The organism is Lonepinella sp. MS14436 (genome assembly GCF_042470565.1).
Lineage (GTDB): Bacteria > Pseudomonadota > Gammaproteobacteria > Enterobacterales > Pasteurellaceae > Lonepinella.
In genome coordinates, this window is record NZ_CP170385.1 from 1,880,442 (window position 1) to 1,905,429 (window position 24,988).

General features: G+C 40.3%; 20 protein-coding genes, 2 tRNA genes and 3 rRNA genes. 5 read left to right on the forward strand and 20 right to left on the reverse strand.

Annotated elements, in window-relative coordinates; genetic code table 11:
- Positions 1–6: 6 nt before the first annotated feature.
- The 15 genes from ribD to O1Q81_RS09075 all read right to left on the reverse strand — a co-directional run bounded on the left by ribD (position 7) and on the right by O1Q81_RS09075 (position 15,044).
- Positions 7–1,122, reverse strand: a complete 1,116-nt coding sequence (gene ribD, locus O1Q81_RS09005; RefSeq protein WP_386697207.1) for a bifunctional diaminohydroxyphosphoribosylaminopyrimidine deaminase/5-amino-6-(5-phosphoribosylamino)uracil reductase RibD — start codon at positions 1,120–1,122, stop codon at positions 7–9.
- Complete coding sequence (gene nrdR / locus O1Q81_RS09010) at positions 1,122–1,577, reverse strand: transcriptional regulator NrdR (RefSeq protein WP_386687158.1); 456 nt, start codon at positions 1,575–1,577, stop codon at positions 1,122–1,124. The genes ribD and nrdR overlap by 1 nt, the downstream gene beginning before the upstream one ends.
- 53 nt (positions 1,578–1,630) lie before the next feature.
- Positions 1,631–1,816 (reverse strand): YnbE family lipoprotein, encoded by a 186-nt coding sequence (locus O1Q81_RS09015; protein WP_386690268.1) that lies wholly within the window; start codon positions 1,814–1,816, stop codon positions 1,631–1,633.
- Positions 1,816–4,542: a YdbH family protein gene (locus O1Q81_RS09020; protein ID WP_386697208.1), complete on the reverse strand. Its 2,727-nt coding sequence runs from the start codon at positions 4,540–4,542 to the stop codon at positions 1,816–1,818. Before O1Q81_RS09020 ends, O1Q81_RS09015 begins: the two co-directional genes overlap by 1 nt.
- 2 nt (positions 4,543–4,544) lie before the next feature.
- Positions 4,545–5,351 (reverse strand): hypothetical protein, encoded by an 807-nt coding sequence (locus O1Q81_RS09025; protein ID WP_386697209.1) that lies wholly within the window; start codon positions 5,349–5,351, stop codon positions 4,545–4,547.
- A 58-nt stretch (positions 5,352–5,409) separates the two neighbouring features.
- The gene (rimI, locus tag O1Q81_RS09030) at positions 5,410–5,868 is read right to left on the reverse strand and encodes a ribosomal protein S18-alanine N-acetyltransferase (protein ID WP_386687164.1); all 459 of its coding nucleotides are present in this window, start codon (positions 5,866–5,868) and stop codon (positions 5,410–5,412) included.
- Positions 5,869–5,876: 8 nt separating this feature from the next.
- Complete coding sequence (locus O1Q81_RS09035) at positions 5,877–6,548, reverse strand: trimeric intracellular cation channel family protein (RefSeq protein ID WP_386687166.1); 672 nt, start codon at positions 6,546–6,548, stop codon at positions 5,877–5,879.
- Positions 6,549–6,654: 106 nt separating this feature from the next.
- A 5S ribosomal RNA gene (rrf, locus tag O1Q81_RS09040) occupies positions 6,655–6,770 on the reverse strand.
- 210 nt (positions 6,771–6,980) lie between these two features.
- Positions 6,981–9,873, reverse strand: a 23S ribosomal RNA gene (locus O1Q81_RS09045).
- 362 nt (positions 9,874–10,235) lie between these two features.
- Positions 10,236–10,311 (reverse strand) — tRNA-Ala (locus O1Q81_RS09050).
- A gap of 102 nt (positions 10,312–10,413) precedes the next feature.
- Positions 10,414–10,490, reverse strand: a tRNA-Ile gene (locus tag O1Q81_RS09055).
- A gap of 217 nt (positions 10,491–10,707) precedes the next feature.
- Positions 10,708–12,247, reverse strand: a 16S ribosomal RNA gene (locus tag O1Q81_RS09060).
- The 16S, 23S and 5S rRNA genes sit together here with 2 tRNA genes alongside, the layout of an rRNA operon.
- A gap of 356 nt (positions 12,248–12,603) precedes the next feature.
- On the reverse strand, positions 12,604–13,950 hold the full coding sequence (locus O1Q81_RS09065; RefSeq protein ID WP_386687168.1) for an anti-phage deoxyguanosine triphosphatase: 1,347 nt from the start codon (positions 13,948–13,950) through the stop codon (positions 12,604–12,606).
- Positions 13,951–14,634, reverse strand: a complete 684-nt coding sequence (locus tag O1Q81_RS09070; protein WP_386697212.1) for a CidB/LrgB family autolysis modulator — start codon at positions 14,632–14,634, stop codon at positions 13,951–13,953.
- Positions 14,634–15,044 carry a CidA/LrgA family protein gene (locus O1Q81_RS09075; protein ID WP_386698638.1) on the reverse strand — a complete coding sequence of 137 codons (411 nt, stop codon included), beginning with the start codon at positions 15,042–15,044 and terminating at the stop codon, positions 14,634–14,636. Before O1Q81_RS09075 ends, O1Q81_RS09070 begins: the two co-directional genes overlap by 1 nt.
- A 110-nt stretch (positions 15,045–15,154) precedes the next feature.
- Here O1Q81_RS09075 and O1Q81_RS09080 point away from each other — a divergent pair, with 110 nt between their 5' ends.
- From O1Q81_RS09080 to O1Q81_RS09090, 3 genes are read left to right on the forward strand one after another with little or no spacing between them, the layout of a single operon-like run.
- Entirely contained in the window at positions 15,155–15,646 is a 492-nt protein-coding gene (locus tag O1Q81_RS09080; RefSeq protein ID WP_386697214.1) for a thermonuclease family protein, read from the forward strand.
- An 8-nt stretch (positions 15,647–15,654) separates the two neighbouring features.
- Positions 15,655–16,854 (forward strand): cysteine desulfurase, encoded by a 1,200-nt coding sequence (locus O1Q81_RS09085; RefSeq protein ID WP_386698640.1) that lies wholly within the window; start codon positions 15,655–15,657, stop codon positions 16,852–16,854.
- A gap of 9 nt (positions 16,855–16,863) precedes the next feature.
- A complete protein-coding gene (locus tag O1Q81_RS09090) occupies positions 16,864–17,241 on the forward strand; it encodes a SufE family protein (protein ID WP_386690271.1) in 378 nt (125 codons plus the stop codon).
- 1 nt (position 17,242) lies between these two features.
- On the opposite strand, the gene O1Q81_RS09095 is transcribed toward O1Q81_RS09090, so the two are convergent.
- From O1Q81_RS09095 to O1Q81_RS09105, 3 genes are read right to left on the reverse strand one after another with little or no spacing between them, the layout of a single operon-like run.
- Complete coding sequence (locus O1Q81_RS09095; RefSeq protein ID WP_386697216.1) at positions 17,243–17,572, reverse strand: branched-chain amino acid transporter permease; 330 nt, start codon at positions 17,570–17,572, stop codon at positions 17,243–17,245.
- Entirely contained in the window at positions 17,569–18,306 is a 738-nt protein-coding gene (locus O1Q81_RS09100; RefSeq protein WP_386697218.1) for an AzlC family ABC transporter permease, read from the reverse strand. The genes O1Q81_RS09095 and O1Q81_RS09100 overlap by 4 nt, the downstream gene beginning before the upstream one ends.
- A 2-nt stretch (positions 18,307–18,308) precedes the next feature.
- Positions 18,309–19,235, reverse strand: coding sequence for a LysR family transcriptional regulator (locus tag O1Q81_RS09105; protein ID WP_386697221.1), 927 nt, complete (start codon positions 19,233–19,235; stop codon positions 18,309–18,311).
- Between the two features lie 199 nt (positions 19,236–19,434).
- On the opposite strand from O1Q81_RS09105, the gene O1Q81_RS09110 reads away from it, so the two are divergent.
- Complete coding sequence (locus O1Q81_RS09110) at positions 19,435–21,684, forward strand: TonB-dependent receptor (RefSeq protein WP_386697222.1); 2,250 nt, start codon at positions 19,435–19,437, stop codon at positions 21,682–21,684.
- A 139-nt stretch (positions 21,685–21,823) separates the two neighbouring features.
- Here O1Q81_RS09110 and ykgO read toward each other — a convergent pair whose 3' ends face one another.
- Both ykgO and O1Q81_RS09120 read right to left on the reverse strand, forming a co-directional pair.
- Entirely contained in the window at positions 21,824–21,967 is a 144-nt protein-coding gene (gene ykgO / locus O1Q81_RS09115) for a type B 50S ribosomal protein L36 (RefSeq protein WP_132302792.1), read from the reverse strand.
- A gap of 9 nt (positions 21,968–21,976) precedes the next feature.
- The gene (locus tag O1Q81_RS09120; RefSeq protein WP_386687186.1) at positions 21,977–22,243 is read right to left on the reverse strand and encodes a type B 50S ribosomal protein L31; all 267 of its coding nucleotides are present in this window, start codon (positions 22,241–22,243) and stop codon (positions 21,977–21,979) included.
- 391 nt (positions 22,244–22,634) lie between these two features.
- Here O1Q81_RS09120 and metE point away from each other — a divergent pair, with 391 nt between their 5' ends.
- Entirely contained in the window at positions 22,635–24,905 is a 2,271-nt protein-coding gene (gene metE / locus O1Q81_RS09125) for a 5-methyltetrahydropteroyltriglutamate--homocysteine S-methyltransferase (RefSeq protein ID WP_386697225.1), read from the forward strand.
- Positions 24,906–24,988: the final 83 nt, after the last annotated feature.

Consider the following 24,988-nt stretch of genomic DNA (forward strand, 5'->3'; position numbering starts at 1 on the left):
TTCCTATTATGTTCGGTGATAAATGGTTTTTAAATCACTGCCTATCTGTTCAACGGATTGTAATCGCCATTGCGGTGCATCTGCCAGTTGATGAAGATGAGGTAATTTACATAATCCTCGAGCTTGATCCCCCAATAATTTAGGGGCAATATAAACAATCAGTTCATTTACTAAATTTTGTTCAATTAACGCCCCTGCAAAGGTCGCTCCACACTCAACCCATAGGCTATTAATTTGACGATTAGCAAGCTCTTGCATTAAGGCTGGAAGTGCGGTTTGATTTTCGGCAATTTTTAACTGAATATGCTGACAAAAATCGGGATAATTTGATAAATCACGTACCTTATCACTCACTAACCACACTGGCGAGTTGGTTCTGAAAAGCTGATGACTAGGTAATATTTTATGCTGAAAATCCACAATAATACGAATCGGTTGACGTAAATCTTCGATAGCATATTCTTGTTTAATCTTCGCTGGTAGTTGTTGCCAACGCACATTTAAACTGGGATCGTCTGCAATTACAGTAGCAGAAGTAGATAACACCGCTGAGGCTTTGGCTCTTGCTTGTTGCACATCTGAGCGAGCTAATTCACCTGTAATCCATTTACTTTCCCCGCTCGCCATTGCTGTACGCCCATCTAAGCTTATTGCCAATTTCAGTTGCACAAAAGGCAAACCTGTTCGCATACGGTATAAAAAGCCTTTATTTAAGTTTTCAGCTTTTTCTTGCAATAATCCTACGGAAGTTTCAATGCCTGCATCTTGCAACATTTGTAAACCTCGTCCTGCGACTTGCGGATTAGGATCTAACATGGCAGCAATCACTTTACTTACACCAGCCTCAATTAATCCTTTGGCACAAGGCGGTGTACGACCATAATGTGAACAAGGCTCTAAGGTAACATAAGCCGTGGCATGTTTAGCCTGTTCGCCAGCTTGACGTAATGCCATGACTTCAGCATGGGGTTCGCCAGCTTTAAAGTGAAAACCTTGTCCAATAATTTGTCCATTTTTCACCAACACGCAACCGACCGAGGGATTAGGCGACGTGGTAAAACGCCCACGTTTCGCTAAATCTAACGCAAGTTGCATAAGTTCTTGATCTTGTTGGCTAAACATTAGGTTAAATCCTTGATTTTATCAATTTCTTCAGAAAATTCGTTAATATCTTCAAAACTTAAATACACTGAAGCAAAACGAATGTATGCCACTTTATCTAATTGTTTTAATTCGTCCATCACCAGATTTCCTACCAATTTACTTGGTACCTCTCGTTCGCCAGTGGCTTGTAATTGATGAATAATATGACTGATTGCTTTTTCTACATCATCTTCACTCACTGGGCGTTTACCCACTGCATGTTGAATACTATGGCGAAGTTTAATTTCATCAAAGGGTTCTCTGGAGCCGTCTTTTTTTATGACTCGAGGTACAATAAGTTCAGCAGTTTCAAAGGTCGTAAAGCGTTCATGGCATTTAATACATTCACGACGACGACGAACTTGATAACCCTCTGCCACCAAACGGCTATCAATGACTTTAGTATCTTCTGCGGAACAAAAAGGACAGTGCATAATAATTTCCTTAAATTTTCCCTAGTTTAGCAAAATTTCTGGCTTAATAGGGGTTATTTTTCAATAGCTTTCTTGGTTGTATCGTCCATTTCCACGTTAATTTTATGATCAACCACTACATTCATATTAATCGTAATCCCCTCTTTGGGTGTTTCTAGTTGTACTGTTGGAGTACAAGCAGTTAAGCCCACTAAGGTGATTAATATAAAGTGCGGTGTGAATTTCATTATTTTTTTCATCATTTATTTAACTTTTGATAAAGGTCGTATTCTAAATTTTGTTCAAATGTTGAACCGTAATTAATCATATTCCACAATTCATACACATTTTCTTGATGATTATAATTCAACGTAATTGGATTTTTGTTTCTTTTAGTCGGGTTATAACCTTTTATATTTGAAGATAATTTTAACATTCCATTGGGTTCAAGATTGACGCTAGCAGTTAAATTCTGCAAATTCATTTCACTGACTACATCTGCTAAAATCCCCTCAGTTAGTCCCCCTGATTTTAACCCTTTCACCAGCTCTGGTCCTAATTTTAAATTCACATCTTGGTTCTCTGTTTTGGTAATTTCACCATGACAAATTATACAATTTGCATTTTCTAACCAAAATGGAAAAGTAGCATTCACTCGACCAGTTAATCCCACTTGCGTATATTCTGCCATGGTCAACGCCTGTGATAAATCAATATTATGTAATTGTACATTGGCAATTTTTTGTTGCGGTAAGGCAAATTTATTAACGCTTACTTCGCCTCCCAACATATTTAATTTTAGCTCACTTAAAGTTAGTGGTCGCTTTTTCGTATAAGGATAATAACCTTGCACTTTTACACTTAAATTTTCTGCAACTAATACCCCTGATTTTAAATAATTTATCGACACCTGAACAGGATTTTTCACTAATTCCACCCTATCATTAACATAACGATAAGGTAAAGCAAAAGCTATGCCACGTAATTCACCATCTGGAAACGCAATTTCACCCTGATGAATGGAAAAATGTCCGCCCATTTGTAAGCCACGTTCAGCACTCACATCAAAATCCGTTTGTCCTTTAATGGTACCTTTCAAAATTTCCCATTCCCATTTTTGTGGAAATAACGGTTGGAACACTTTCGCTGATTGTTCCAACCAATAAACTCGTCCTACCAATTCATCATGACGATAATGAGCAAATAATTTTATCGGACCTAAACTACCTGCCGTCATATTACCTGATAAATTAAAATCTTTGATATGCGTTCCATCAATACCGAGATCCAATATTGGATTAAGTAAATGACCGCCATAATCTAGCCGAACTTCTGGAATTTTTGCTTGCAATAACCCTTGTAGTTTGTGTTCCTCATAATACCAACGGAGTGTATCTTTTAAGCTCAGATCAATTTTCGGTACATGAATACCCGATGTATGGAACTGTCCCATATTGGCTTGAAGTTGTTGGATTTCTACCCGATCTGACTGCCATGCACCTTTTCCATTCACATTAATCGGACTCTTTAATGCTTTAACTATTGCTTTGCCTTTAAAATTCCATTTCCACCAGTTGCTATCATCGCTACTTAATATCTCACCATTTCGCCAGATACCAGTAGTACGTAAAGAAAATAAAGAGGTTACGCCTGCAATAAATTGATTCGCTTGCCCATCTAAATGTAAATCAAGGTCCGCAAATTGAGCCGTGTTACCTTGTAAAAACGCCTGTAATCGCCCACCGACACCGTATTTTCCAATAATCACATCCGCTAAAGGCACTCGTACATTCATGTTAGCATCAGGTTCTTTCCAATTAACGCGTAAAGTAGATTTTTCTTTAAACAAGGCAAACAGATCATTTTCATCACCTCGCACATCAAATACTGCATCAACGTAGGCAATAGATTGATCATATTTAACATTGCCATGTGCTTGTAAAGGAATGTTTATTTTTTCTTTACCGATAGTACCGTTTGTACCATAAATAACGATATTGCCTTTACCAGCCTCACCTGAAGAAAATAGGCTTAAACGCATATCCAGATCAAGAGGTAGCCAATTCTCACTGCTTTTTCTTAGCGTTAAATTTACTACACCTCGCATAGGTTGTTCTAATGCAGATATATCCCAATAAAACTGACTTTTTTCAATTTGTAGCTGATTTTCCGTTACGCTAAAAGGTACATTCAAAATCTGTTGTTGATGCTCTATATCTTGTAATATTAACTCGCCCTGATTATCTTGCCACTGTAATGATAAATTTGCCTTATTTAATGGCAAATCATCACGTTGCCAATGTAAATTTAGTTTACCTTGCTTAGGTATATCAAACAGGTTGTGCTGTAATGTTGTCTGAAAATCTAACTGATGCTGTTGTTCTGCTTGCGGTTGATAGCTTAAATTACCCATTAATTGTTGATTTACTAGTGTTGCATTTAATTGAAAAAGATTGTTTTCTGCTTCATTTCCCATTGCTTCCAGAGTAAGTCTTTGCCCCTGATAAATAACCTTGGTTGATAATCGACTTTGCAATAACTGTTGAACTACTGGTGAAGTCACTTCTTCTGTATTAATAAATTGCAAATCGGCAATTTCAATATCCATGTCGGGTAAACTAGCTAATAGTACGGTTAAATCCAGTTGACTTTCTGTTTGTTCATCTGACGTAGGAATTTGTAAGATACAGGCATAATCCACAATCGCTTTTTCTGCTCGTAAAGATCGAGAATCCCACCACTTAACCTGTATATTTTGTAACTGTACTAAAGGGCAAGCAGTCGGGTTATTTAAATTAACCATAAAAGAACTAAGATTAGCATCAGTTGCTGACACTTTTGTTTTTTCCGCAATTTTAATGGAAATTTCTTGCCCTAGAAAATAATTTACCGCCCACTCAACATTGCTTGGTGATATGGCTAATAGCCCTACCGCTAAGGTAGTAATAATCAGGATTGCAGGGAAAATAAGAAATTTCTTAAACATAACTAAATATACGCCAAGATAGACCAAATCGGTAAAAATAAGGCAATAAACAATAAAACCACCTGTGTTTGATAGCTCAATTTTATTTTTCTAATAATATGTATTGCCAAAATTGCCATTAAAACCAAGTGCGAAATAAAGTAAACTAGAAGTGCAAAATAATTCGTAAAAAGCACCGCACTTTGGCTGGTTGTAATTGCCATAAAAATTAACACGGTAATGATATTTAGCAATAGTAAAACTGACATAACAAACGGCAATAAGGCAATAAAACCTTGCAAGCGGTTACGCGAGATAACTAAAGCAAAATTCGCTAACATCACGCCAATTAATAGTTGAGCAAATGGGCTATAAATAATGGCATACGATAGGGGACGATTTATCAGCAAAAACAGGTAAATAACCACACCAATCAATCCAAACATCACACCGAATAATAAACGTTTATTACGTAACTCATCATCTTCTTTTGGTTGTTTTAAGGCAATAATGGTCATTAATAGCCCACAAATGCTCATGGATAACATCGCAATTTGGTGGAACCCCAATAAACCGATAATCCCAGTTACTACCCAATACACTCCAAAAAAACTCTGAGCAACAGTTAAACGCCCACGCTGCCCTAAGCAAATTTGCCCTTGCATAAATACTATGGAACAAAGTAATTGAGCAGTTAAAAAAGCTAACGGAAAATACGTAATATCTACTGGTTGTCGTAAAAATAAGGCATAAAATTCGATAATTACAGGCAATAAGACAGGAATAGATGATAAAAGTGCGGTTTGTTTTACTGTAGTTTCTTCTGACATATTGGTTAAACGTGGTTAATATCTAATGCTGTGATTATACTGACTTTAACCAACTAAATCAAAAACCCAAATAGGCTGCCATTACAATCGCATTTTCACGTTTACCGTCTGGGGTTGGATAATAATCTCGACGTACGCAAACTTCATTAAAACCACATTGTTCATACAATTTTTTGGCTTTTTGATTGCTTTCTCGTACTTCTAACCAAAGTGTTTTTATCCCTTTTTGTTGTAATTGTGCAAGTAAATGCTCAAGCAATTTAAAACCAAGTTTCTGTCCTTGAAATTTAGGATCAATGGCAATATTAAACAAAGTCGCTTCATCTACTACAATTTGACTAATGGCAAAACCCACTATTTGATTATTCAAGTTAATTTTTAGATTATGATAACGTTCACCCTGATTATTCTTTAACGTTCCTAATGACCATGGCACTAGATGAGCGGCTTGTTCAATTTCAAATAAACGATCAAAATCCTGTGGATCAATTAATTCAATTTGAATGGCACTAGACATATTGTTCCTTATTGACGTTTTTTAGGTAAACGATCAATGTCTGTTTTTTTCTCAATTTCTTGTTCTTGATAATCAAAAACAGGTAATCCCCACTCAAAGCGAATAGCTAATAAGCGAATAATAAAGCCACTGAGTAAAGTGATTATCACTACAAGATCGTGCTGAATATTTAATTCGTGTAACCCGATATAGATACAAGTTGCCAACAATGCAACACTCGCATAAAGTTCTTTTTGGAAAACAAGAGGAATACGATTACAAAGCAAATCACGCAACACGCCACCAAACGCTCCTGTAATAATCGCAGCAATAATTGCAATAGTATAACCATGCCCCATATCTAAAGCAATTTGAGCACCAATAATAGAAAATACGATTAGCCCAACGGCATCTAATACCAAAAATATTGTACGGAAATAACGCATAAAATGATGAATTAAAGGGGCAATAAAGACTGTTAAAACCGCAGCACTCGCCACGATGAGAAAATATTCAGGGTGCTTCACCCAACCTAAGGGGTAATGCCCCAATAATACATCACGTACGGAACCACCGCCAATAGCGGTCATGGAGGCAATAATAATTACGCCAAAAATATCCATTTTTTCCCGTCCAGCAGCTAATGCTCCAGTAATAGCTTCGGCGGTAATTCCTATAATATAAAGAACAGAAAGTAACATATATCCAACATTGTTAACAAAAGTGCGGTTGATTTTAGCGTAGTTTTAAGAGAATAGCAAAAACCCCAGCTACTCACGTAACTGGGGTTCGTTGTTGTAATAAAAAACCTGATGGCGACCTACTCTCACATTGGGATTCCCAACACTACCATCGGCATCACAGCATTTCACTTCTGAGTTCGGCATGGATTCAGGTGGCACTACTGCATTATGACCATCAGGAAATCAGGGGTCAGATGACAGATTACAGACGGCAGTACCGTGTGTTATCCTGTATCCTACTTAATTCTTTCCTTTTTGTATTTTGTTCTTTAAATTTGAAACAAGCTGTCTGTTCGATTTTCTTTTTTGTCTGTTAGTGAGTTTCACGCTCTTCAACTGTCTTCTGTCTTCTGACATCTGTCTTCTGAATCAAAACCACTTGAGCGTTGTATAGTTAAGCCTCTCGGGCAATTAGTACTGGTTAGCTCAATGACTCACATCACTTACACATCCAGCCTATCTACGTCTTCGTCTTAAACAACCCTTACACACTTCTGTGTGGGAGAACTCATCTCTTGGCAAGTTTCGTGCTTAGATGCTTTCAGCACTTATCTCTCCCGCATGTAGCTACCCAGCAATGCTTCTGGCGAAACAACTGGAACACCAGGGATGCGTCCACTCCGGTCCTCTCGTACTAGGAGCAGCCCCAACCAATTCTCCTACGCCCACGGCAGATAGGGACCGAACTGTCTCACGACGTTCTAAACCCAGCTCGCGTACCACTTTAAATGGCGAACAGCCATACCCTTGGGACCTACTTCAGCCCCAGGATGTGATGAGCCGACATCGAGGTGCCAAACACCGCCGTCGATATGAACTCTTGGGCGGTATCAGCCTGTTATCCCCGGAGTACCTTTTATCCGTTGAGCGATGGCCCTTCCATTCAGAACCACCGGATCACTATGACCTACTTTCGTACCTGCTCGACTTGTCTGTCTCGCAGTTAAGCTTGCTTTTACCATTGCACTAACCTGACGATGTCCGACCGTCATTAGCAAACCTTCGTGCTCCTCCGTTACTCTTTGGGAGGAGACCGCCCCAGTCAAACTACCCACCAGACACTGTCCGAATACCCGTTTCAGATATTTCGTTAGAACATCAAACGTTAAAGGGTGGTATTTCAAGGTCGTCTCCACTCAAACTGGCGTTTAAGTTTCTCTGACTCCCACCTATCCTACACATCAAAATTCAAGGTTCAGTGTCAAGCTATAGTAAAGGTTCACGGGGTCTTTCCGTCTAGCCGCGGGTACACCGCATCTTCACGGCGATTTCAATTTCACTGAGTCTCGGGTGGAGACAGCCTGGCCATCATTATGCCATTCGTGCAGGTCGGAACTTACCCGACAAGGAATTTCGCTACCTTAGGACCGTTATAGTTACGGCCGCCGTTTACTGGGGCTTCGATCAGGTGCTTCTCTTTCGATAACACCATCAATTAACCTTCCAGCACCGGGCAGGCATCACACCCTATACGTCCACTTTCGTGTTTGCAGAGTGCTGTGTTTTTAATAAACAGTTGCAGCCAGCTGGTATCTTCGACCGGTTCAACCTTCATCTGTAAAAGACTACAATCTACGCCGGCGCACCTTCTCCCGAAGTTACGGTGCTATTTTGCCTAGTTCCTTCACCCGAGTTCTCTCAAGCGCCTGAGTATTCTCTACCTGACCACCTGTGTCGGTTTTCAGTACGGTTTAGTAAAGTCTTTCGCTTAGTGGCTTTTCCTGGAAGTGTGGTATCAACAACTTCGCTCCCTTAGGAGCTCGTCATCACGCCTTAGTGTTGAATTGGGATTCGGATTTGCCTAAATCCCCCACCTACACGCTTAAACAGCCATCCAACAGGCTGCTTGCCTAACCTTCTCCGTCCCCACATCGCAACTTTACCAAGTACGGGAATATTAACCCGTTTCCCATCGACTACGCTTTTCAGCCTCGCCTTAGGGGCCGACTCACCCTGCCCCGATTAACGTTGGACAGGAACCCTTGGTCTTCCGGCGAACGAGTTTTTCACTCGTTTTATCGTTACTTATGTCAGCATTCGCACTTGTGATACGTCCAGCAAACTTCTCAATTCACCTTCTTCCGCTTACACAACGCTCCCCTACCCAACAAGATTACTCTTGATGCCGCAGCTTCGGTGACTAGTTTTAGCCCCGTTACATCTTCCGCGCAGGCCGACTCGACTAGTGAGCTATTACGCTTTCTTTAAATGATGGCTGCTTCTAAGCCAACATCCTAGCTGTCTAAGCCTTCCCACTTCGTTTCCCACTTAACTAGTACTTTGGGACCTTAGCTGGCGGTCTGGGTTGTTTCCCTCTTCACGATGGACGTTAGCACCCACCGTGTGTCTCCTGAGTATCACTCTTCGGTATTCGCAGTTTGCATCGGGTTGGTAATCCGGGATGGACCCCTAGCCGAAACAGTGCTCTACCCCCGAAGGTGTTCGCTCAAGGCTCTACCTAAATAGATTTCGGGGAGAACCAGCTATCTCCCGGTTTGATTGGCCTTTCACCCCCAGCCACAAGTCATCCGCTAATTTTTCAACATTAGTCGGTTCGGTCCTCCAGTTAGTGTTACCCAACCTTCAACCTGCCCATGGCTAGATCACCGGGTTTCGGGTCTATACCTTGCAACTTGCCGCCCAGTTAAGACTCGGTTTCCCTTCGGCTCCCCTATTCGGTTAACCTCGCTACAAAATATAAGTCGCTGACCCATTATACAAAAGGTACGCAGTCACCTTACGGCTCCCACTGCTTGTACGTACACGGTTTCAGGTTCTATTTCACTCCCCTCGCTGGGGTTCTTTTCGCCTTTCCTTCACAGTACTGGTTCACTATCGGTCAATCAGGAGTATTTAGCCTTAGAGGATGGTCCCCCTATCTTCAGACAGAATTTCTCGTGTTCCGCCCTACTTCTTGTTAGCTTAGTACCACAATATAACTTTCAGATACGGGACTATCACCCTGTGTCGTTGAACTTCCCAGTTCATTCTCTTCGTTTTATTGCTATCTCTAACGGCTCCTCCGCTTTCGCTCGCCGCTACTCACAGAATCTCGGTTGATTTCTTTTCCTCGGGGTACTTAGATGTTTCAGTTCTCCCGGTTTGCCTCATTTACCTATGTATTCAGTAAATGATAGTAGATTCTTCATCTACTGGGTTTCCCCATTCGGATATTTTGGATTAAACGCCTCTTATCGACTCATCCAAACTTTTCGCAGATTAGCACGTCCTTCTTCGCCTCTGATTGCCTAGGCATCCACCGTGTACGCTTAGTCACTTAACTATACAACCTCAAGTGCTTTCGCACAGACGTCAGATAACAGGTTTCAGATAACAGTCCTAATACCTTTTTTACCCTTAATCTGCTTCACTTTCAGTTGATTTTAATAACTAGACTTGTGTGCTTTTGTTCACACAAGATTTTTACTCAAACGTTGAGTCATCTAACAATCATCAGTCGCATTAACTGCTATCTAACCACTGCTATCTGAACTCTGTTTTCAGCTTGTTTCCAAATTTTTAAAGAACAATTAAGATGTGGCTTTCGCCTATCATCATTGCTAAATTAACTTATATAAAATCAATTTCAACTTTTACGTTTTCTATATTAAGTTAGCTTAACAATGATGATAACAACAAGTTTTTTGGTGGAGATAAGCGGGATCGAACCGCTGACCTCCTGCGTGCAAGGCAGGCGCTCTCCCAGCTGAGCTATATCCCCATTCAGATAACAGACAACAGCTATCAGATGACAGTGTTGCTATTTCTATTCCCTACGCTTACTTTCTCTGCCATCTGACTCCTGTCATCTGACATCTGAAAGTGGTGGGTCTGAGTGGACTTGAACCACCGACCTCACCCTTATCAGGGGTGCGCTCTAACCACCTGAGCTACAGACCCGTAGGGCTCAGAAGACGGATGACAGAAGACAGATAACAGAAAAAACTGAACACCCTAACTTCTCATCACAATTACTTTCTTCTGAAATATACTTGCTTTCATCGTTCTATCAAACAATCTGTGTGAACACTTGCTGTCGCTTCGTTTCTTTGAGTAACAATATCACAGTGACCTGACATTTCTGTCTTCTGTCTTCTGTCATCTGCCCTCTGATTACTAAGGAGGTGATCCAACCGCAGGTTCCCCTACGGTTACCTTGTTACGACTTCACCCCAGTCATGAATCATACCGTGGTAAACGCCCCCCCTTCCGGTTAAGCTATCTACTTCTGGTACAACCCACTCCCATGGTGTGACGGGCGGTGTGTACAAGGCCCGGGAACGTATTCACCGCAACATTCTGATTTGCGATTACTAGCGATTCCGACTTCATGGAGTCGAGTTGCAGACTCCAATCCGGACTACGATGCACTTTCTGAGATTCGCTCCCCCTCGCAGGTTTGCCGCCCTCTGTATGCACCATTGTAGCACGTGTGTAGCCCTACTCGTAAGGGCCATGATGACTTGACGTCATCCCCACCTTCCTCCAGTTTATCACTGGCAGTCTCCTTTGAGTTCCCATCACTACATGCTGGCAACAAAGGATAAGGGTTGCGCTCGTTGCGGGACTTAACCCAACATTTCACAACACGAGCTGACGACAGCCATGCAGCACCTGTCTCATAGCTCCCGAAGGCACAAACTTATCTCTAAGTTCTTCTATGGATGTCAAGAGTAGGTAAGGTTCTTCGCGTTGCATCGAATTAAACCACATGCTCCACCGCTTGTGCGGGCCCCCGTCAATTCATTTGAGTTTTAACCTTGCGGCCGTACTCCCCAGGCGGTCGATTTATCACGTTTGCTACGGGCACCAGAGTTAAACCCCAATCCCCAAATCGACATCGTTTACAGCGTGGACTACCAGGGTATCTAATCCTGTTTGCTCCCCACGCTTTCGCACATGAGCGTCAGTATCTTCCCAAGGGGCTGCCTTCGCCTTCGGTATTCCTCCACATCTCTACGCATTTCACCGCTACACGTGGAATTCTACCCCTCCCTAAAGTACTCTAGCTACCCAGTCTGAAATGCAATTCCAAAGTTAAGCTCTGGGATTTCACATCTCACTTAAGTAACCGCCTGCGTGCCCTTTACGCCCAGTTATTCCGATTAACGCTCGCACCCTCCGTATTACCGCGGCTGCTGGCACGGAGTTAGCCGGTGCTTCTTCTGTAGTTAACGTCAATGATTTAGTCTATTAAACTAAATCCCTTCCTCACCACCGAAAGAACTTTACAACCCGAAGGCCTTCTTCATTCACGCGGCATGGCTGCGTCAGGGTTACCCCCATTGCGCAATATTCCCCACTGCTGCCTCCCGTAGGAGTCTGGACCGTGTCTCAGTTCCAGTGTGGCTGGTCATCCTCTCAGACCAGCTAGAGATCGTCGGCTTGGTAGGCCTTTACCCCACCAACTACCTAATCCCACTTGGGCTCATCTTATGGCAACTGGACCTAAGTTCCCAGTCTTTCGTCTCTCGACACTACGCGGTATTAGCTACAGTTTCCCGTAGTTATCCCCCTCCATAAGCCAGATCCCCAAGCATTACTCACCCGTCCGCCACTCGTCAGCAAAGTACAAGTACTTCCTGCTACCGTTCGACTTGCATGTGTTAAGCCTGCCGCCAGCGTTCAATCTGAGCCATGATCAAACTCTTCAATTTAAGTTCGATTGCTCAATAAACTGCTTGCTTCTAAATCTTGCTTTTCATTCTTAAAAGAACAAAAAGTTAATGAATTTCTAAGTTAAGCACCTATTAAGACTTCAAGTTTTATTTAATTTTTTAAAACTAGTCAATCAACAAGTGCCCACACAGATTGTCTGATAAATTGTTAAAGAACAAATTTTCACCGTTTTGCAGCGAAAATAAAACGACACACTGTTTGATTTCAATTTTCACAACAGTGTGTCGTTGTGTGCAGCGTATTATAGAGATCTGGAAATCCTTTGCAAGCACTTTTTATAAAAATATTGAGAAATTTATTCGAATGTTTAATTTTTCAACTTTTCAGTCTATTTTTACGTCAACTGCCGATAAACTTTCAACGCATAGGCATCGGACATTCCTGCCATATAATCGCAAATAATCCGTTTTTTACCGTTTGATTCTGCTTTCAACCAACGATTTACAGTATTGCGTGGCAACAACCGTTCAGGATCGCTGGCAAAAATTTGGAACATTTCGGTTAAAATACGCTGTCCTTTATATTCAATACGCTGAGTTTCCACATCACGAATGACATATTTAAATACAAAAGTCTTAAACACATTCAAGACCTTTTCCACTTCTTCGGGCAATTCCGCATTGTAACGCAGTAATGGCTCGGAAAAATCAGCGGTTTGAGTCCAACGTACATTAGTAATAAAAAAATTCACCAATGCCCCAATAGCATTTTTACGTTCGTAATGATATTCAGAGAATAATTTTGTACTCAAAGTATCAATATTTCTTACAATCCATTCCGAAGAACAAGCTCTTAATTCTTGCAAAGCAATTTGCCAGAGATTTTGATCAATCATTCCTACCACAATAGCATCTTCAAAATCATGCACCCCGTAGGCAATATCGTCTGCTAATTCCATAATGCTACAATCTAATGATTTAAACTTGGTTTTCAAAAACTCTTTGGGTTCTGACCGCACTTTTTTTAGTGAAGTAAATAATACTCGATCTTGCTCAGATAACGGTTGCAATAACCAATCAAACACGGGCAAATCATCACGAAAAATACCTTTACCAGGTCGCCAATCCACTGCTCTAAAATCTTGCTCCGCAAAAGAAAGTGCGGTGTATTTTGGCGAAGTTTCATCTAAAATGGCAGGATATTTCACCACTCCCAATAGGGTTCTACGTGTTAAATTCATACCTGCATTCGGCGTATAAGGTTCCAGCTTAGTTAATAAACGGAAAGTTTGTGCATTGCCTTCAAATCCCCCTGAATCATACATCATTGAATTTAAAGCCGTTTCACCTCCGTGACCAAATGGTGGGTGTCCAATATCATGAGCAAAACACAGGCTTTCAATCAGATCTGCGGTCGGTAATAATGGCTTAAGCTCTTGCTGTAGCTTAGTTTTATCTATATTTAATTGATCAGCTAAGGCTTTATAAGTATCTACCAATTTTAATTGTGAAACCAAACTACTACCAATTTGAGCTACTTCCAAAGAATGGGTCAATCGAGTACGGAAGAAATCATTTTCACCCACTGCGTGAATTTGCGTTTTCGCCTGTAAACAGCGAAATGCCGCACTGTGTAAAATTCTAGCCCGATCACGACGAAACGGCGGACGATGATCTTTTTCTCTCGGTTTATCATTAATCAAACGTTCAAGCCAAACAGGATCCAAATTATTTTTTAACATTTACGCCACCATATAAATCAACTTAAATACCAGCGGAGCAAGAATAGAACTAATAATACCGCACAAAACTAAGGCTATTGAACTATAAATAGAGGCTTTCGCATCTTGCTCCATTAATGCTGCCGTACCAATAGCATGTGAAGTAGCTCCCACAGCTAACCCAATTCCTTCGGAACTCGTTAATCGAAGTTTGCGTAAAATCACATAACCAACCATTGAACCCTGAATACCTGCTACAACAACACCAACTGCTGCCAGAGCAGGAACGCCACCCAAATTACCTGAAATTGCCATCGCTATAGGGGTTGTTACCGATTTAGAAATTACCGTTGCAACAATATCTGGATTCGCCCCTAACCACAAAGCAAAACCAGCACCTGTGAACATGGCGACAATAGAAGCTAACGTAGTAACAAACAAAATGCTTTTCCAAAATGCCGCAATTTGACGAAGTTGCTCATACAAAGGTAATGCCAACGCCACCACACTCACCCCCAATAAATTATTTAACGGTGCATTACCTGCCATATAATTTTCGTAAGGGATATTCATTAATAACAACACACCAATTATCATTAATACCGTTAATACAAAGGTATTTAACAATATGGATCTCAACCGTTTATTAATTTGTAAAGCAATAAAAAAACCTGTCACAGTTAATAAAGAGTAAAAATAAATCATTATCTTTCCTTAGCCCGATTTTGTAACACTTTATGACGTAAACGAGCAAAAGAACGTCGCATAAATAAATAATCAGCTAACGTCCCAATAATAATCAAGGTAATCAGCGAACTCACCACATTAGGAATAAGCAAGGCTTTTGCTTGAGAAATCAACACATCGGAATATTTAATAATCCCCACGCTAACAGGGACAAACAAAACCGCCATATAATGAATCAATAAATTTGCCCCGAAAAAAATCCATTCTACTCGAATAACATTAGTCGTTAATCCAAAAAACAGTAGCAAAAGCCCGAATATGCTCCCAGGAATACCAATAGGGATCAACCATGCAATGGTTTCACCCAAATAAAGTAAGGCATATAAAATCACTAAAGATCGTATTAAATCAAACAGTTTTCTTTTCATCATCTATCTTCAAATTTTTGATAAGTTTTATAAATTTATTTTACGCTTATTTTTTCATTTTTGTTATTTTTTCAGTAAAATGTCACCATCTGCTATTTATATCAAAAAATATGAAAAAAATAACCTTTTTATTCACCGCACTTTTTGTTTTTATTTTTTCTAACTGCACATTTGCTATAGAACGCTGGATTAATTGCCGAGTGATCAGCATTAGTGATGGTGATAGCATAACCTGCCTATTAACCAACAAAAAACAAATCAAAGTGCGTTTAGCAGAAATTGATGCCCCCGAAAAACCCCAAGCCTTTGGTAAACGTGCCAAACAAACCCTAGCACAATTAATACACAAAACGCAGGTAAGACTTAAAATCTCAGATTATGACCGCTATGGACGTAGCGTTGCGACAATTTATAACTCGCAAGGAAAAAATATTAATCTGCAAATGGTACAACTCGGAATGGCGTGGGCTTATACACAATATATGCAAGATCCACAATATTTACAGATTCAACAACAGGCTCAATCACAACGTATTGGATTATGGCAAGATACTCATCCGATACCGCCTAGCGAATTTCGTAAACATCAATACAACCAATAAAGGAAATAATCATGTTTAATGCTTACTCATTTCGCCAACAATTTCCCTATTTCAGCCAACCTAATGTGGTGGTGTATTTGGATAACGCCGCCACAGCATTAAAACCACAAGCCCTAATCGATGCCACCGTGGAATTTTACCAATCCGCAGGCTCCGTGCATCGCAGCCAATATGACGAAAAAAACACCGCACTTTATGAACAAGCCCGCACCCGAGTTAAACAGTTAATTAATGCAGAAAGCGAACAAGCGGTGATTTGGACATCAGGCACCACACAAGCCATTAATACCGTTGCCAACGGCTTAATTCCCCACATTCAACCAGATGATGAAATCATCATCAGCGAAGCCGATCACCATGCTAATTTTGTCACGTGGCACGCTATTGCGAAAAAGTGCGGTGCAAAATTGCGGATTTTGCCGATATTAGATAATTTTTTAATTGACGAACAATCCCTAATTTCCGCCTTAAACGTACGCACAAAATTGGTCGCTTTAAATTTCGTTTCTAACGTCACAGGCACACAACAGCCCGTCCAACAACTGATTGAAAAAATTCGCCAATTTCCCACCGCACTTATTTTAGTCGATGCAGCTCAAGCCATTAGCCATCTCAAAATCGATCTACAAAAATTAGATGCAGATTTTATCGCATTCTCCGCCCACAAAATTTACGGTCCGAATGGATTAGGCGTGTTAAGTGGCAAACAGCCTGCTTTAGAAAAACTGCAACCGCTCCAATACGGCGGAAAAATGGTTGCCTTTGCATCAAAACAAGAAATTCGCTATGCCGATTTACCCTATCGTTTAGAAGCTGGCACGCCGAATATTGCCGCCGTGATTGGTTTTAATGCCGTATTAGAATGGCTAGAAAAATGGGATTTTGAGCAAGCGGAACAGTATGCTTTACATCTTGCCAGACAAACTGAAGTGCGGTTAAAAAATTACCCAAATTGTCGCCTATTTTCTGCCCCACAACCTAGCACCGTCATCAGCTTTGTGTTTAACCACATCGCTTGCTCTGATCTCGCTACCCTGCTTGCCGAGCAAAACATCGCTTTACGCACAGGGGTACATTGTGCCATGCCCTATCTTGCTCGTTTAGGTGTGCCTAGCACATTACGGCTCAGTTTTGCTCCCTACAACACCGAACAAGATGTACAAGCCTTTTTTACAGCATTAGATAAAGCATTATCATTATTGGACTAAAAAATGGAAATAATTGAACAAATTCAACAAGCTAAAAACTGGGAAGAACGCTATCGTTTGCTGATTCAAGCAGGTAAAAACCTAACCCAACCAACAGAAAACGAACTCGCCCATTGGACGGAAATTCAAGGTTGTGAAGTCAGATTATGGTGTAAAATCTCACAAAATTTAGACCGCACTTTACAGCTAAAGGCTTATAGCGAAGCACGGATTATGAATGGTTTGCTGTTCCTACTCATTAATGCAGTCAACGGGAAGCCATTAGACGAACTACAACAGTTTGATATAACAATATTTTTCACTGAACTCGGTATCGCTCAACGATTAAGCAGTACAAGGTTAAATGGATTGAAACAAATTGAGCAAAGCATTAAGGAACTGTCTTAAATTAAACAAACACCCCTTGCACCAACCCCATATACAACATCGTTCCCACTGCCATGGACAGGAACATATTTTTCTTCCAAAGGTGCAAGGCAAATGTTACTGCTCCAGCAATAAAATCGGGTATGCCGTGATAACCTTGCAACACATCAATGTTTTTATAGCAATATACCACTAACATACCGAACATGGCAGCAGGTAAGACTTTGCCTAAATAACGGATATATTCAGGGATCGGGCGGTTGGCTGGGAAGATCCAAAAAGGAATGAGTCGGCAAAATTGTACGCCTAATACACCCATGACAATGGTGATAATTTGTTCGGTTAAGGTCATGGATTTTCTCCCGTCAGGCGAATGATTTTACTTTCCAATTTGGTACGGCGTAAGGTCAATACTCCCCAAATAGTGAATAAGGTAGGAATTAAGAAATGTTCCTTACCCACGGTAATTAGGAAAAATAACGTAATACCTAAGCCGAGTAATGAGCTTTCATGGGATTTTTCTTTGAGCCAATTTTCAGTAAAAATGACGATAAATAATGCTGTCATGGCAAATTCTATGCCTTTTAAATCAAAAGGTACAATGTCCGTTGCAAGATTGCCTAATACCGCCCCAAAAACCCAATAGACTTGCAAATAGAGGCTAACAAAAAAGTAATACCAACCTTTATCTAAATGTTCTGGCACCTTTGCCATATAATTGAGTGAAAATGCTTCGTCCGACATGGTTGAAATTAAATACCAGCGTTTTTTACCCAACTGTTTACCATATTTTTCTAACATGGAAATGCTGTAAAAAACTTGTCGTCCGCTCACCATTAACGTGACCAACAGCACGGAAAGGGGAGAAAAAATAGCGGTCAATGATGTTGCCACAATAAATTCCACAGAACCGGCATAAATTAACGCCGCCATAAAGAACGGAAACCATACGCCAAAGCCTAATACTTTTATATAAATGCCGTAAGCAATGCCTAAGAAAATATAACCGATAATCATCGGTATAGAATAAGGAAAAGCGGCTTTAGCGGCTGCCAAAACTGCGGTGTTTTTTGGCTGATTTTCCATGATTACTCCAATACTGACAAGCCTGGTAAAGTAGAAAAACTTTGCGACTTCACGGTATCATAAAAATCATCAATAAATGCTCTCTCCGCATCAATTTCTCGATAAGCACAATATAAATTGCTATGTAGGCGTTGTTCGGTAATTTGACGAGCCACCACATAACCGCGATCTAAATAAGGTTTTACCGCCCAAAATGGTAACGCCGCAATGCCCCGTTTACTGGCGACTAATTGAATAATGGCAATGGTCAATTCACTGGTTCGGCGTGTTGGATTAATGCCAGCAGGTCGCAACACTTTACGCAGTAAATCCAACATATCATCGGGGACAGGATAAGTAATCCAAGTTTGATCGGCAAAATCTTCCGCTTGCCAAATGTCTTTTTGGGCTAACGGGTGATCTTTGGCACAAAGTCCGACCATTTCGTAGGAAAACAACGGCTTATAAATAATACCGTCAGTGGGTTCAATTTCAGACACAATCGCCCAATCGGCTCGATGACTAAGCAATAATCCCACGGTATCCGTATGAAAACCCGATACAATATCCAATTCGACTAACGACCAATGGGTACGGAAACTATCCATGGCAGGCATTAACCAGTCAAAGCAGGTATGACATTCCACCGCAATACGCAACTCCCCTGCTTCCCCTTGTTTTACTCGAGATAGATCACGCTCCGCCTCGATCACTTTGGGTAATACCTCATTGGCTAATTTAATCAAACGTTCTCCCGCAGGGGTAAAATGCAAAGGTGTAGTTTTGCGTTCAAATAACGGCAGCCCATATTGATCTTCTAATAATTTGAGTTGATGAGAAAGGGCTGATTGGGTTAAATAAACACATTTTGCGGCTAAAGATACTGATCCAGTTTCTTTTAAAGCAAGCAAGGTTTTTAAATGGCGAAGTTCAAGAAATATTGGTTTCATAGATTATCTATCAATAGTAAATAAGGCTTTTATTCTACAGTAAATTTCAGAAACATTTAACAAAAAGACGATGGAAGTGCGGTGTAATTTTAGATGATTTTTTCATAACAAAAATGATTTTTTTATAAAAAACACTTGCAAATTTTTCCATATAAAGTTATTTTTCTGTGCGAATTATCTTTATATGGAAATAACAATAATGAAACTAAAAAAAATAAGTGGGGTAATCATGCTCACTTTAGGGGTAATTTCCCCTGCAAGTGCGGTGGAAAAAACCGAAATTTTAGATGAAATTGTGGTCACGGAAGTAACCAATAATCCTTTTAAAAGCGTGTCACAAAGCGAATTAAAAAACGGCTCAACATCACTAGGTAATGCTCTGTCAAAACAAATGGGGATTCAAGCCAATCACTTTGGTTCAGGTGCTTCAACACCTGTTATCCGTGGGCAAGAAAGTTATCGCAATAAAATTGTACAAAATGGCAGTGATGTAGTGGATATGTCCAATATGTCCCCCGATCATGCCATTATGGTTGACCCTACTTTAGCGAAAGAAATTAAAGTCATTCAAGGCGTTGATACTTTATTATACGCCTCTGGTGTGACTGGTGCGGTGGTGAATGTAGAAGATGACAAAATTCCAACACAGTTACCATTGCGTACCGTTGAGGGCAGTTTAGATACTCGTTACAACACCAATAACCAAGAACAGTTATACAATTTAGCCACAAATTTACGACTAAATAATCATCTAGTTCTGCATTTAGAGGGCTTAACTCGTCATGCAAAAAATTATAAATCAGCTGGTTATACGGAACAATATAGCGTGGAAAATCCTTGTAATAATTCTAATATACCAGAATGTATTGAGGCTATTTTCTCTGATGATTATCAAGAAAATTTCGTAGAATCAAAGCATTATCGTTATATTAATAATTCCGAAGCAAAATCTAAGCAGGGGGCTGTGGGGCTGTCATGGATTGGTGAAAAAGGTTATCTTGGTATTGCTTATACCGATAGACGCGATCGTTATGGTTTAACTGGACACGAGCATAAAGCTCATTTTTGCCATATTCATACTCATCAAGAAAATGATGAATACTTAGAGGGGATTAACCTACATTGTGAACATACCAGCATCAATATTGATGAAGATTTCCACAATCACGATCCCAGTCAACCTGAACAATATGCCAAACTTAAATTACATTTAAAACGTGTGGATTTACGAGGTGCTATTATTCAACCTATAGCAGGAATTGAACAAATTCGTTTTATCGCTAACGATAGCCGCTATCATCATGATGAAATTGAAGGGCAATACACGATGTCTAGTTTTCAGCATAATGGCAAATCAGTACGTATTGAATTAGATCATAAACCTACTCAGCATATTTCTGGCAAATGGGTTGCACAATATAGCAAAGATCAGATTGGCAGTTCAGGCTATGAAGGAATTTTAGATAAAAGCATTACCAAACTATATGCGTTATCTGCGGTGGAACGTTATCAGTGGCAAGATATTACGTTCTCTTTATCTGGACGTGTAGATCATCAAGCAATTCAATTACTTGATGACAAACAATTACATCGTGGGAAAAATATTATACCATTACGCAATATGTCATACAGCACCAATACTTATTCTTTCGCCACAGGTATTGATTGGCAAATTACCCCTGCATTTAAAAGTTGGATAACCTTTTCTCATCAGGAACGAGCCCCTAGCGTACAAGAACTTTATGCTCGAGGCACGCATGTTGCCACCAATTCCTATGAATTTGGTGATGAACAATATGACCGCACCATTCATAATTTGCAGATAGATACCAATGTTTATAATCAATTTGGTATTAATGAACGACTCAAAAAAGAAAAATCCAATAATCTGGACATCGGTGTGCAATTTAATAATGACAAATGGCAAAGCTATTTCGGCACCTATTATAAGTATTTTAGCAATTATATCTATGCTCATACCATGGATCGTTTTGCACATTTTCGTTTGATACGTTACGCTCAACAACCTGCACGTTTTTATGGTGTGGAGGGAAATATTAGTTATCAATTCACCCCTAAATATCGTTTTACTGTTTTCGGTGATTATGTGCGAGGAAAATTACAAAATGGCAATGTACCACGTATGCCAGCGATGCGTTTAGGTTCTCGTCTGAATGCTGACTTGAGTGATAAATTGTCCACCAGCATTGAATATACTCATACTTTTAACCAAAATAACACCGCCCATAATGAGCTACCTGTTAAGGGTAATGCTATGTTAAATGCGGGTATTATTTATTTAGGTTCATTAAGTCAGCATATTGATTATCGTTTAACCCTTGATTTTAATAATATTCTTAATCGGAAAGTGTATGCGAGTACATCTTATTTATCCCATATTCCTTTAATGGGACGTAATGTGGTAATGGGGGCAAGTGTATTGTTTTAAATTAAAAAAGACGAAAAAGAAAAGCGGTGAATTTTTTAATCCACCGCTTTTTCTAACAAAAGAACCAGAAAAAGTCCTTATTTTCTGTTCCTTTTCCATCTAGCACTGAATAAATCTCAGTGCGATGCTGAAGAAATCCCTATCTTCTTTTTTTCTTCATACCCTGACGGGCTTTAAAACGTGGATTTTCCTTACAAATTACATAGACCACACCGTGACGGCGAACTACTTTACAATTTGGGTGACGAGTTTTGGCACTTTTTAATGATGATAATACTTGCATGCTAATCTCCTATTTTGATTTTAATGCACCGAACTTACCATAACGATTGGTAAAGTCACTAGCTCGACCTTCATTACCGATTTGACGTGTTTTGCCTGTGTAGAACGGGTGTGATGCTGATGATGTATCACACATAAATACGGGATATTCCTTGCCATCTTCCCATTTCATTGTATTTGTTGTTCTAGCACAAGAACGAATTAAAAAGCCTTGTTTGGCATTGCTATCATAAAATAGCACGGTACGATAATTATCAGGGTGGATTCCTTTTTTCATGCTTTAACCTTATTTTTTATTGAAAAATAACTAGACTGCGAATATTACCTTAGATAAGGGAGTTTTGCAAAACTTATTTCACAAAAATAAAAAAGATCTAATCTATTGATCTGCCCCCCTCAGTCCTTCGGACAGCCCCCCCTACAAGCAAGGACAACGAAGTGATTTTTCTTCCCCCTGCTTGTGGGGGGAAGTCCCCGAAGGGGGAAGGGGGGCAATAACCTATATATCAAGACCATACTCATTCCATTCTCCATATCATTAAAATAATTCATACAAAAAATGAAAAAGATTAGTTTGCTTAATAAATAAAAATTCGGCATTATCTTTATCAAGCGGACGTTTAGCCGTCTAAATAGAAATTTATTATTCCCATTATAGGAGCAAGATTATGACCACATTCCATGTATTAGGATTCCCCCGTGTTGGTGCAAAACGTGAACTTAAATTTGCACAGGAACGCTACTGGCGTAAAGAATTAAGCGAGCAAGATTTATTAGCACTTGCCAAAGCCTTACGTGAGAAAAACTGGAAACATCAAGCTGAAGCAAACGCTGATTTTGTCGCAACAGGTGATTTCACGTTTTACGATCATATTTTAGATCTGCAAGTGGCGACAGGGGCGATTCCTGCTCGTTTTGGTTTTGACAGTCAACAATTAACTTTAGAACAATATTTTGAATTAGCACGTGGTAACAAAGATCAATTTGCCATTGAAATGACTAAATGGTTTGATACCAACTATCATTATTTAGTACCCGAATTTAGCAAAAACACCCAATTCAAAGCCAATCCAGCACATTATGTCAATCAATATCGTGAAGCTGTTGCCAACGGACATAAGGCAAAACCTGTAATCGTTGGTCCGTTAACATTCCTTTGGTTAGGTAAAGAAAAAGGCGAAGCCTTCAACCGTTTTGATTTATTGGCAAAATTAGTCCCAGTTTATCAACAAATTTTAACCGCACTTGCCAATGAGGGTGCCGAGTGGATTCAAATTGATGAACCAGCATTGGCATTAGATTTACCAAAACCATGGCTTGATGCGTTCCAGTCCGTGTATGCAGACTTAAGCAAAGTGAATGCCAAATTATTATTGGCGACTTACTTCGGTTCAGTGGCAGAACACGCGCCATTATTAAAAGCGTTACCAGTGGCGGGTTTACACCTTGATTTAGTACGTTCGCCTGAACAATTAGCGACTTTCGCTGATTATAACAAAGTGCTTTCTGCGGGTGTGATTGAAGGTCGTAATATTTGGCGTGCGAATTTAAATAGCGTGCTTGATGTGTTAGAGCCATTAAAAACCAAACTCGGTGAACGTTTATGGATTGCTCCAAGCTGTTCATTATTACACACACCTTATGATTTGAGCGTGGAAACGCAATTACAACAGAAAAATCCTGATCTTTATTCTTGGTTAGCGTTCACGTTACAAAAAGTTGAAGAATTAAACGTATTAAAACAAGCATTAAATAACGGTCGTGCATCAGTACAAGCACAATTAGATGCCAGCCAAGTGGCTGCTGACGCTCGCAAAAACAGCAAAGTCATTCATAAAGCGGAAGTCGCCGCTCGTTTGGCAAACTTGCCAGCCAATGCGGATCAACGCAAATCGCCGTTTGCAGAGCGTATTGCCAAACAAAATGCGTGGTTAAATTTACCATTATTACCGACCACCACCATCGGTTCATTCCCACAAACCAGCGAAATCCGTCACGCTCGTGCCAGCTTCAAAAAAGGCGAATTGTCTTTAGCGGATTATGAAACGGCGATGAAAAAAGAAATCGAATATGTGGTGCGTAAACAAGAAGAACTTGATCTTGATGTATTGGTTCACGGCGAAGCAGAACGTAACGATATGGTGGAATATTTCGGTGAATTATTAGATGGTTTTGCCTTTACCAAATTCGGTTGGGTGCAAAGCTACGGTTCACGCTGTGTGAAACCGCCTGTGATTTTCGGCGATGTAACCCGTCCAGAACCAATGACGGTGCGTTGGTCGCAATATGCTCAAAGCCTGACCCAAAAAGTGATGAAAGGCATGTTGACAGGTCCTGTCACCATTCTGCAATGGTCATTCGTGCGTAACGATATTCCACGTTCAACCGTATGCAAACAAATCGGTGTAGCGTTGTCTGATGAAGTATTAGATTTGGAAAAAGCAGGTATTAAAGTGATTCAAATTGACGAACCTGCAATTCGTGAGGGCTTGCCACTCAAACGTGCCGACTGGGACGCTTACTTACAATGGGCGGGCGAAGCGTTCCGTTTAAGCTCAATGGGTGTGGCGGACGATACGCAAATTCACACGCACATGTGTTATTCTGAATTTAATGACATTTTACCTGCGATTGCAGCGTTAGATGCGGATGTCATTACCATCGAAACGTCCCGTTCCGATATGGAATTATTGACCGCATTCGGCGATTTCAAATATCCGAACGACATCGGTCCGGGCGTGTATGACATTCATAGCCCACGCGTACCGACCGAAGCGGAAATCGAACACTTGTTACGCAAAGCGTTAAACGTGGTGCCAAAAGAACGCCTATGGGTCAACCCAGACTGCGGTTTAAAAACCCGTGGCTGGAAAGAAACCATTGAACAATTGGAAGTGATGATGAAAGTAACGAAAAAATTGCGTAAAGAATTGGCATAATTACCGAATCCAAAGACTGAAATTGAAAATTTCAGTCTTTTTATTTTTCTTTGTTATATAATATGTGGCGGAAATTTTGGCTT

Bases quoted from the DNA above. Each gene is read 5' to 3' on its own strand.
- ribD (WP_386697207.1), bottom strand. From the start codon at position 1,122: ATGTTTAGCCAACAAGATCAAGAACTTATGCAACTTGCGTTAGATTTA.
- nrdR (WP_386687158.1), bottom strand. From the start codon at position 1,577: ATGCACTGTCCTTTTTGTTCCGCAGAAGATACTAAAGTCATTGATAGC.
- O1Q81_RS09015 (WP_386690268.1), bottom strand. From the start codon at position 1,816: ATGAAAAAAATAATGAAATTCACACCGCACTTTATATTAATCACCTTA.
- O1Q81_RS09020 (WP_386697208.1), bottom strand. From the start codon at position 4,542: ATGTTTAAGAAATTTCTTATTTTCCCTGCAATCCTGATTATTACTACC.
- O1Q81_RS09025 (WP_386697209.1), bottom strand. From the start codon at position 5,351: ATGTCAGAAGAAACTACAGTAAAACAAACCGCACTTTTATCATCTATT.
- rimI (WP_386687164.1), bottom strand. From the start codon at position 5,868: ATGTCTAGTGCCATTCAAATTGAATTAATTGATCCACAGGATTTTGAT.
- O1Q81_RS09035 (WP_386687166.1), bottom strand. From the start codon at position 6,548: ATGTTACTTTCTGTTCTTTATATTATAGGAATTACCGCCGAAGCTATT.
- O1Q81_RS09065 (WP_386687168.1), bottom strand. From the start codon at position 13,950: ATGTTAAAAAATAATTTGGATCCTGTTTGGCTTGAACGTTTGATTAAT.
- O1Q81_RS09070 (WP_386697212.1), bottom strand. From the start codon at position 14,634: ATGATTTATTTTTACTCTTTATTAACTGTGACAGGTTTTTTTATTGCT.
- O1Q81_RS09075 (WP_386698638.1), bottom strand. From the start codon at position 15,044: ATGAAAAGAAAACTGTTTGATTTAATACGATCTTTAGTGATTTTATAT.
- O1Q81_RS09080 (WP_386697214.1), top strand. From the start codon at position 15,155: ATGAAAAAAATAACCTTTTTATTCACCGCACTTTTTGTTTTTATTTTT.
- O1Q81_RS09095 (WP_386697216.1), bottom strand. From the start codon at position 17,572: ATGACCTTAACCGAACAAATTATCACCATTGTCATGGGTGTATTAGGC.
- O1Q81_RS09100 (WP_386697218.1), bottom strand. From the start codon at position 18,306: ATGGAAAATCAGCCAAAAAACACCGCAGTTTTGGCAGCCGCTAAAGCC.
- O1Q81_RS09105 (WP_386697221.1), bottom strand. From the start codon at position 19,235: ATGAAACCAATATTTCTTGAACTTCGCCATTTAAAAACCTTGCTTGCT.
- O1Q81_RS09110 (WP_386697222.1), top strand. From the start codon at position 19,435: ATGAAACTAAAAAAAATAAGTGGGGTAATCATGCTCACTTTAGGGGTA.
- ykgO (WP_132302792.1), bottom strand. From the start codon at position 21,967: ATGCAAGTATTATCATCATTAAAAAGTGCCAAAACTCGTCACCCAAAT.
- O1Q81_RS09120 (WP_386687186.1), bottom strand. From the start codon at position 22,243: ATGAAAAAAGGAATCCACCCTGATAATTATCGTACCGTGCTATTTTAT.
- metE (WP_386697225.1), top strand. From the start codon at position 22,635: ATGACCACATTCCATGTATTAGGATTCCCCCGTGTTGGTGCAAAACGT.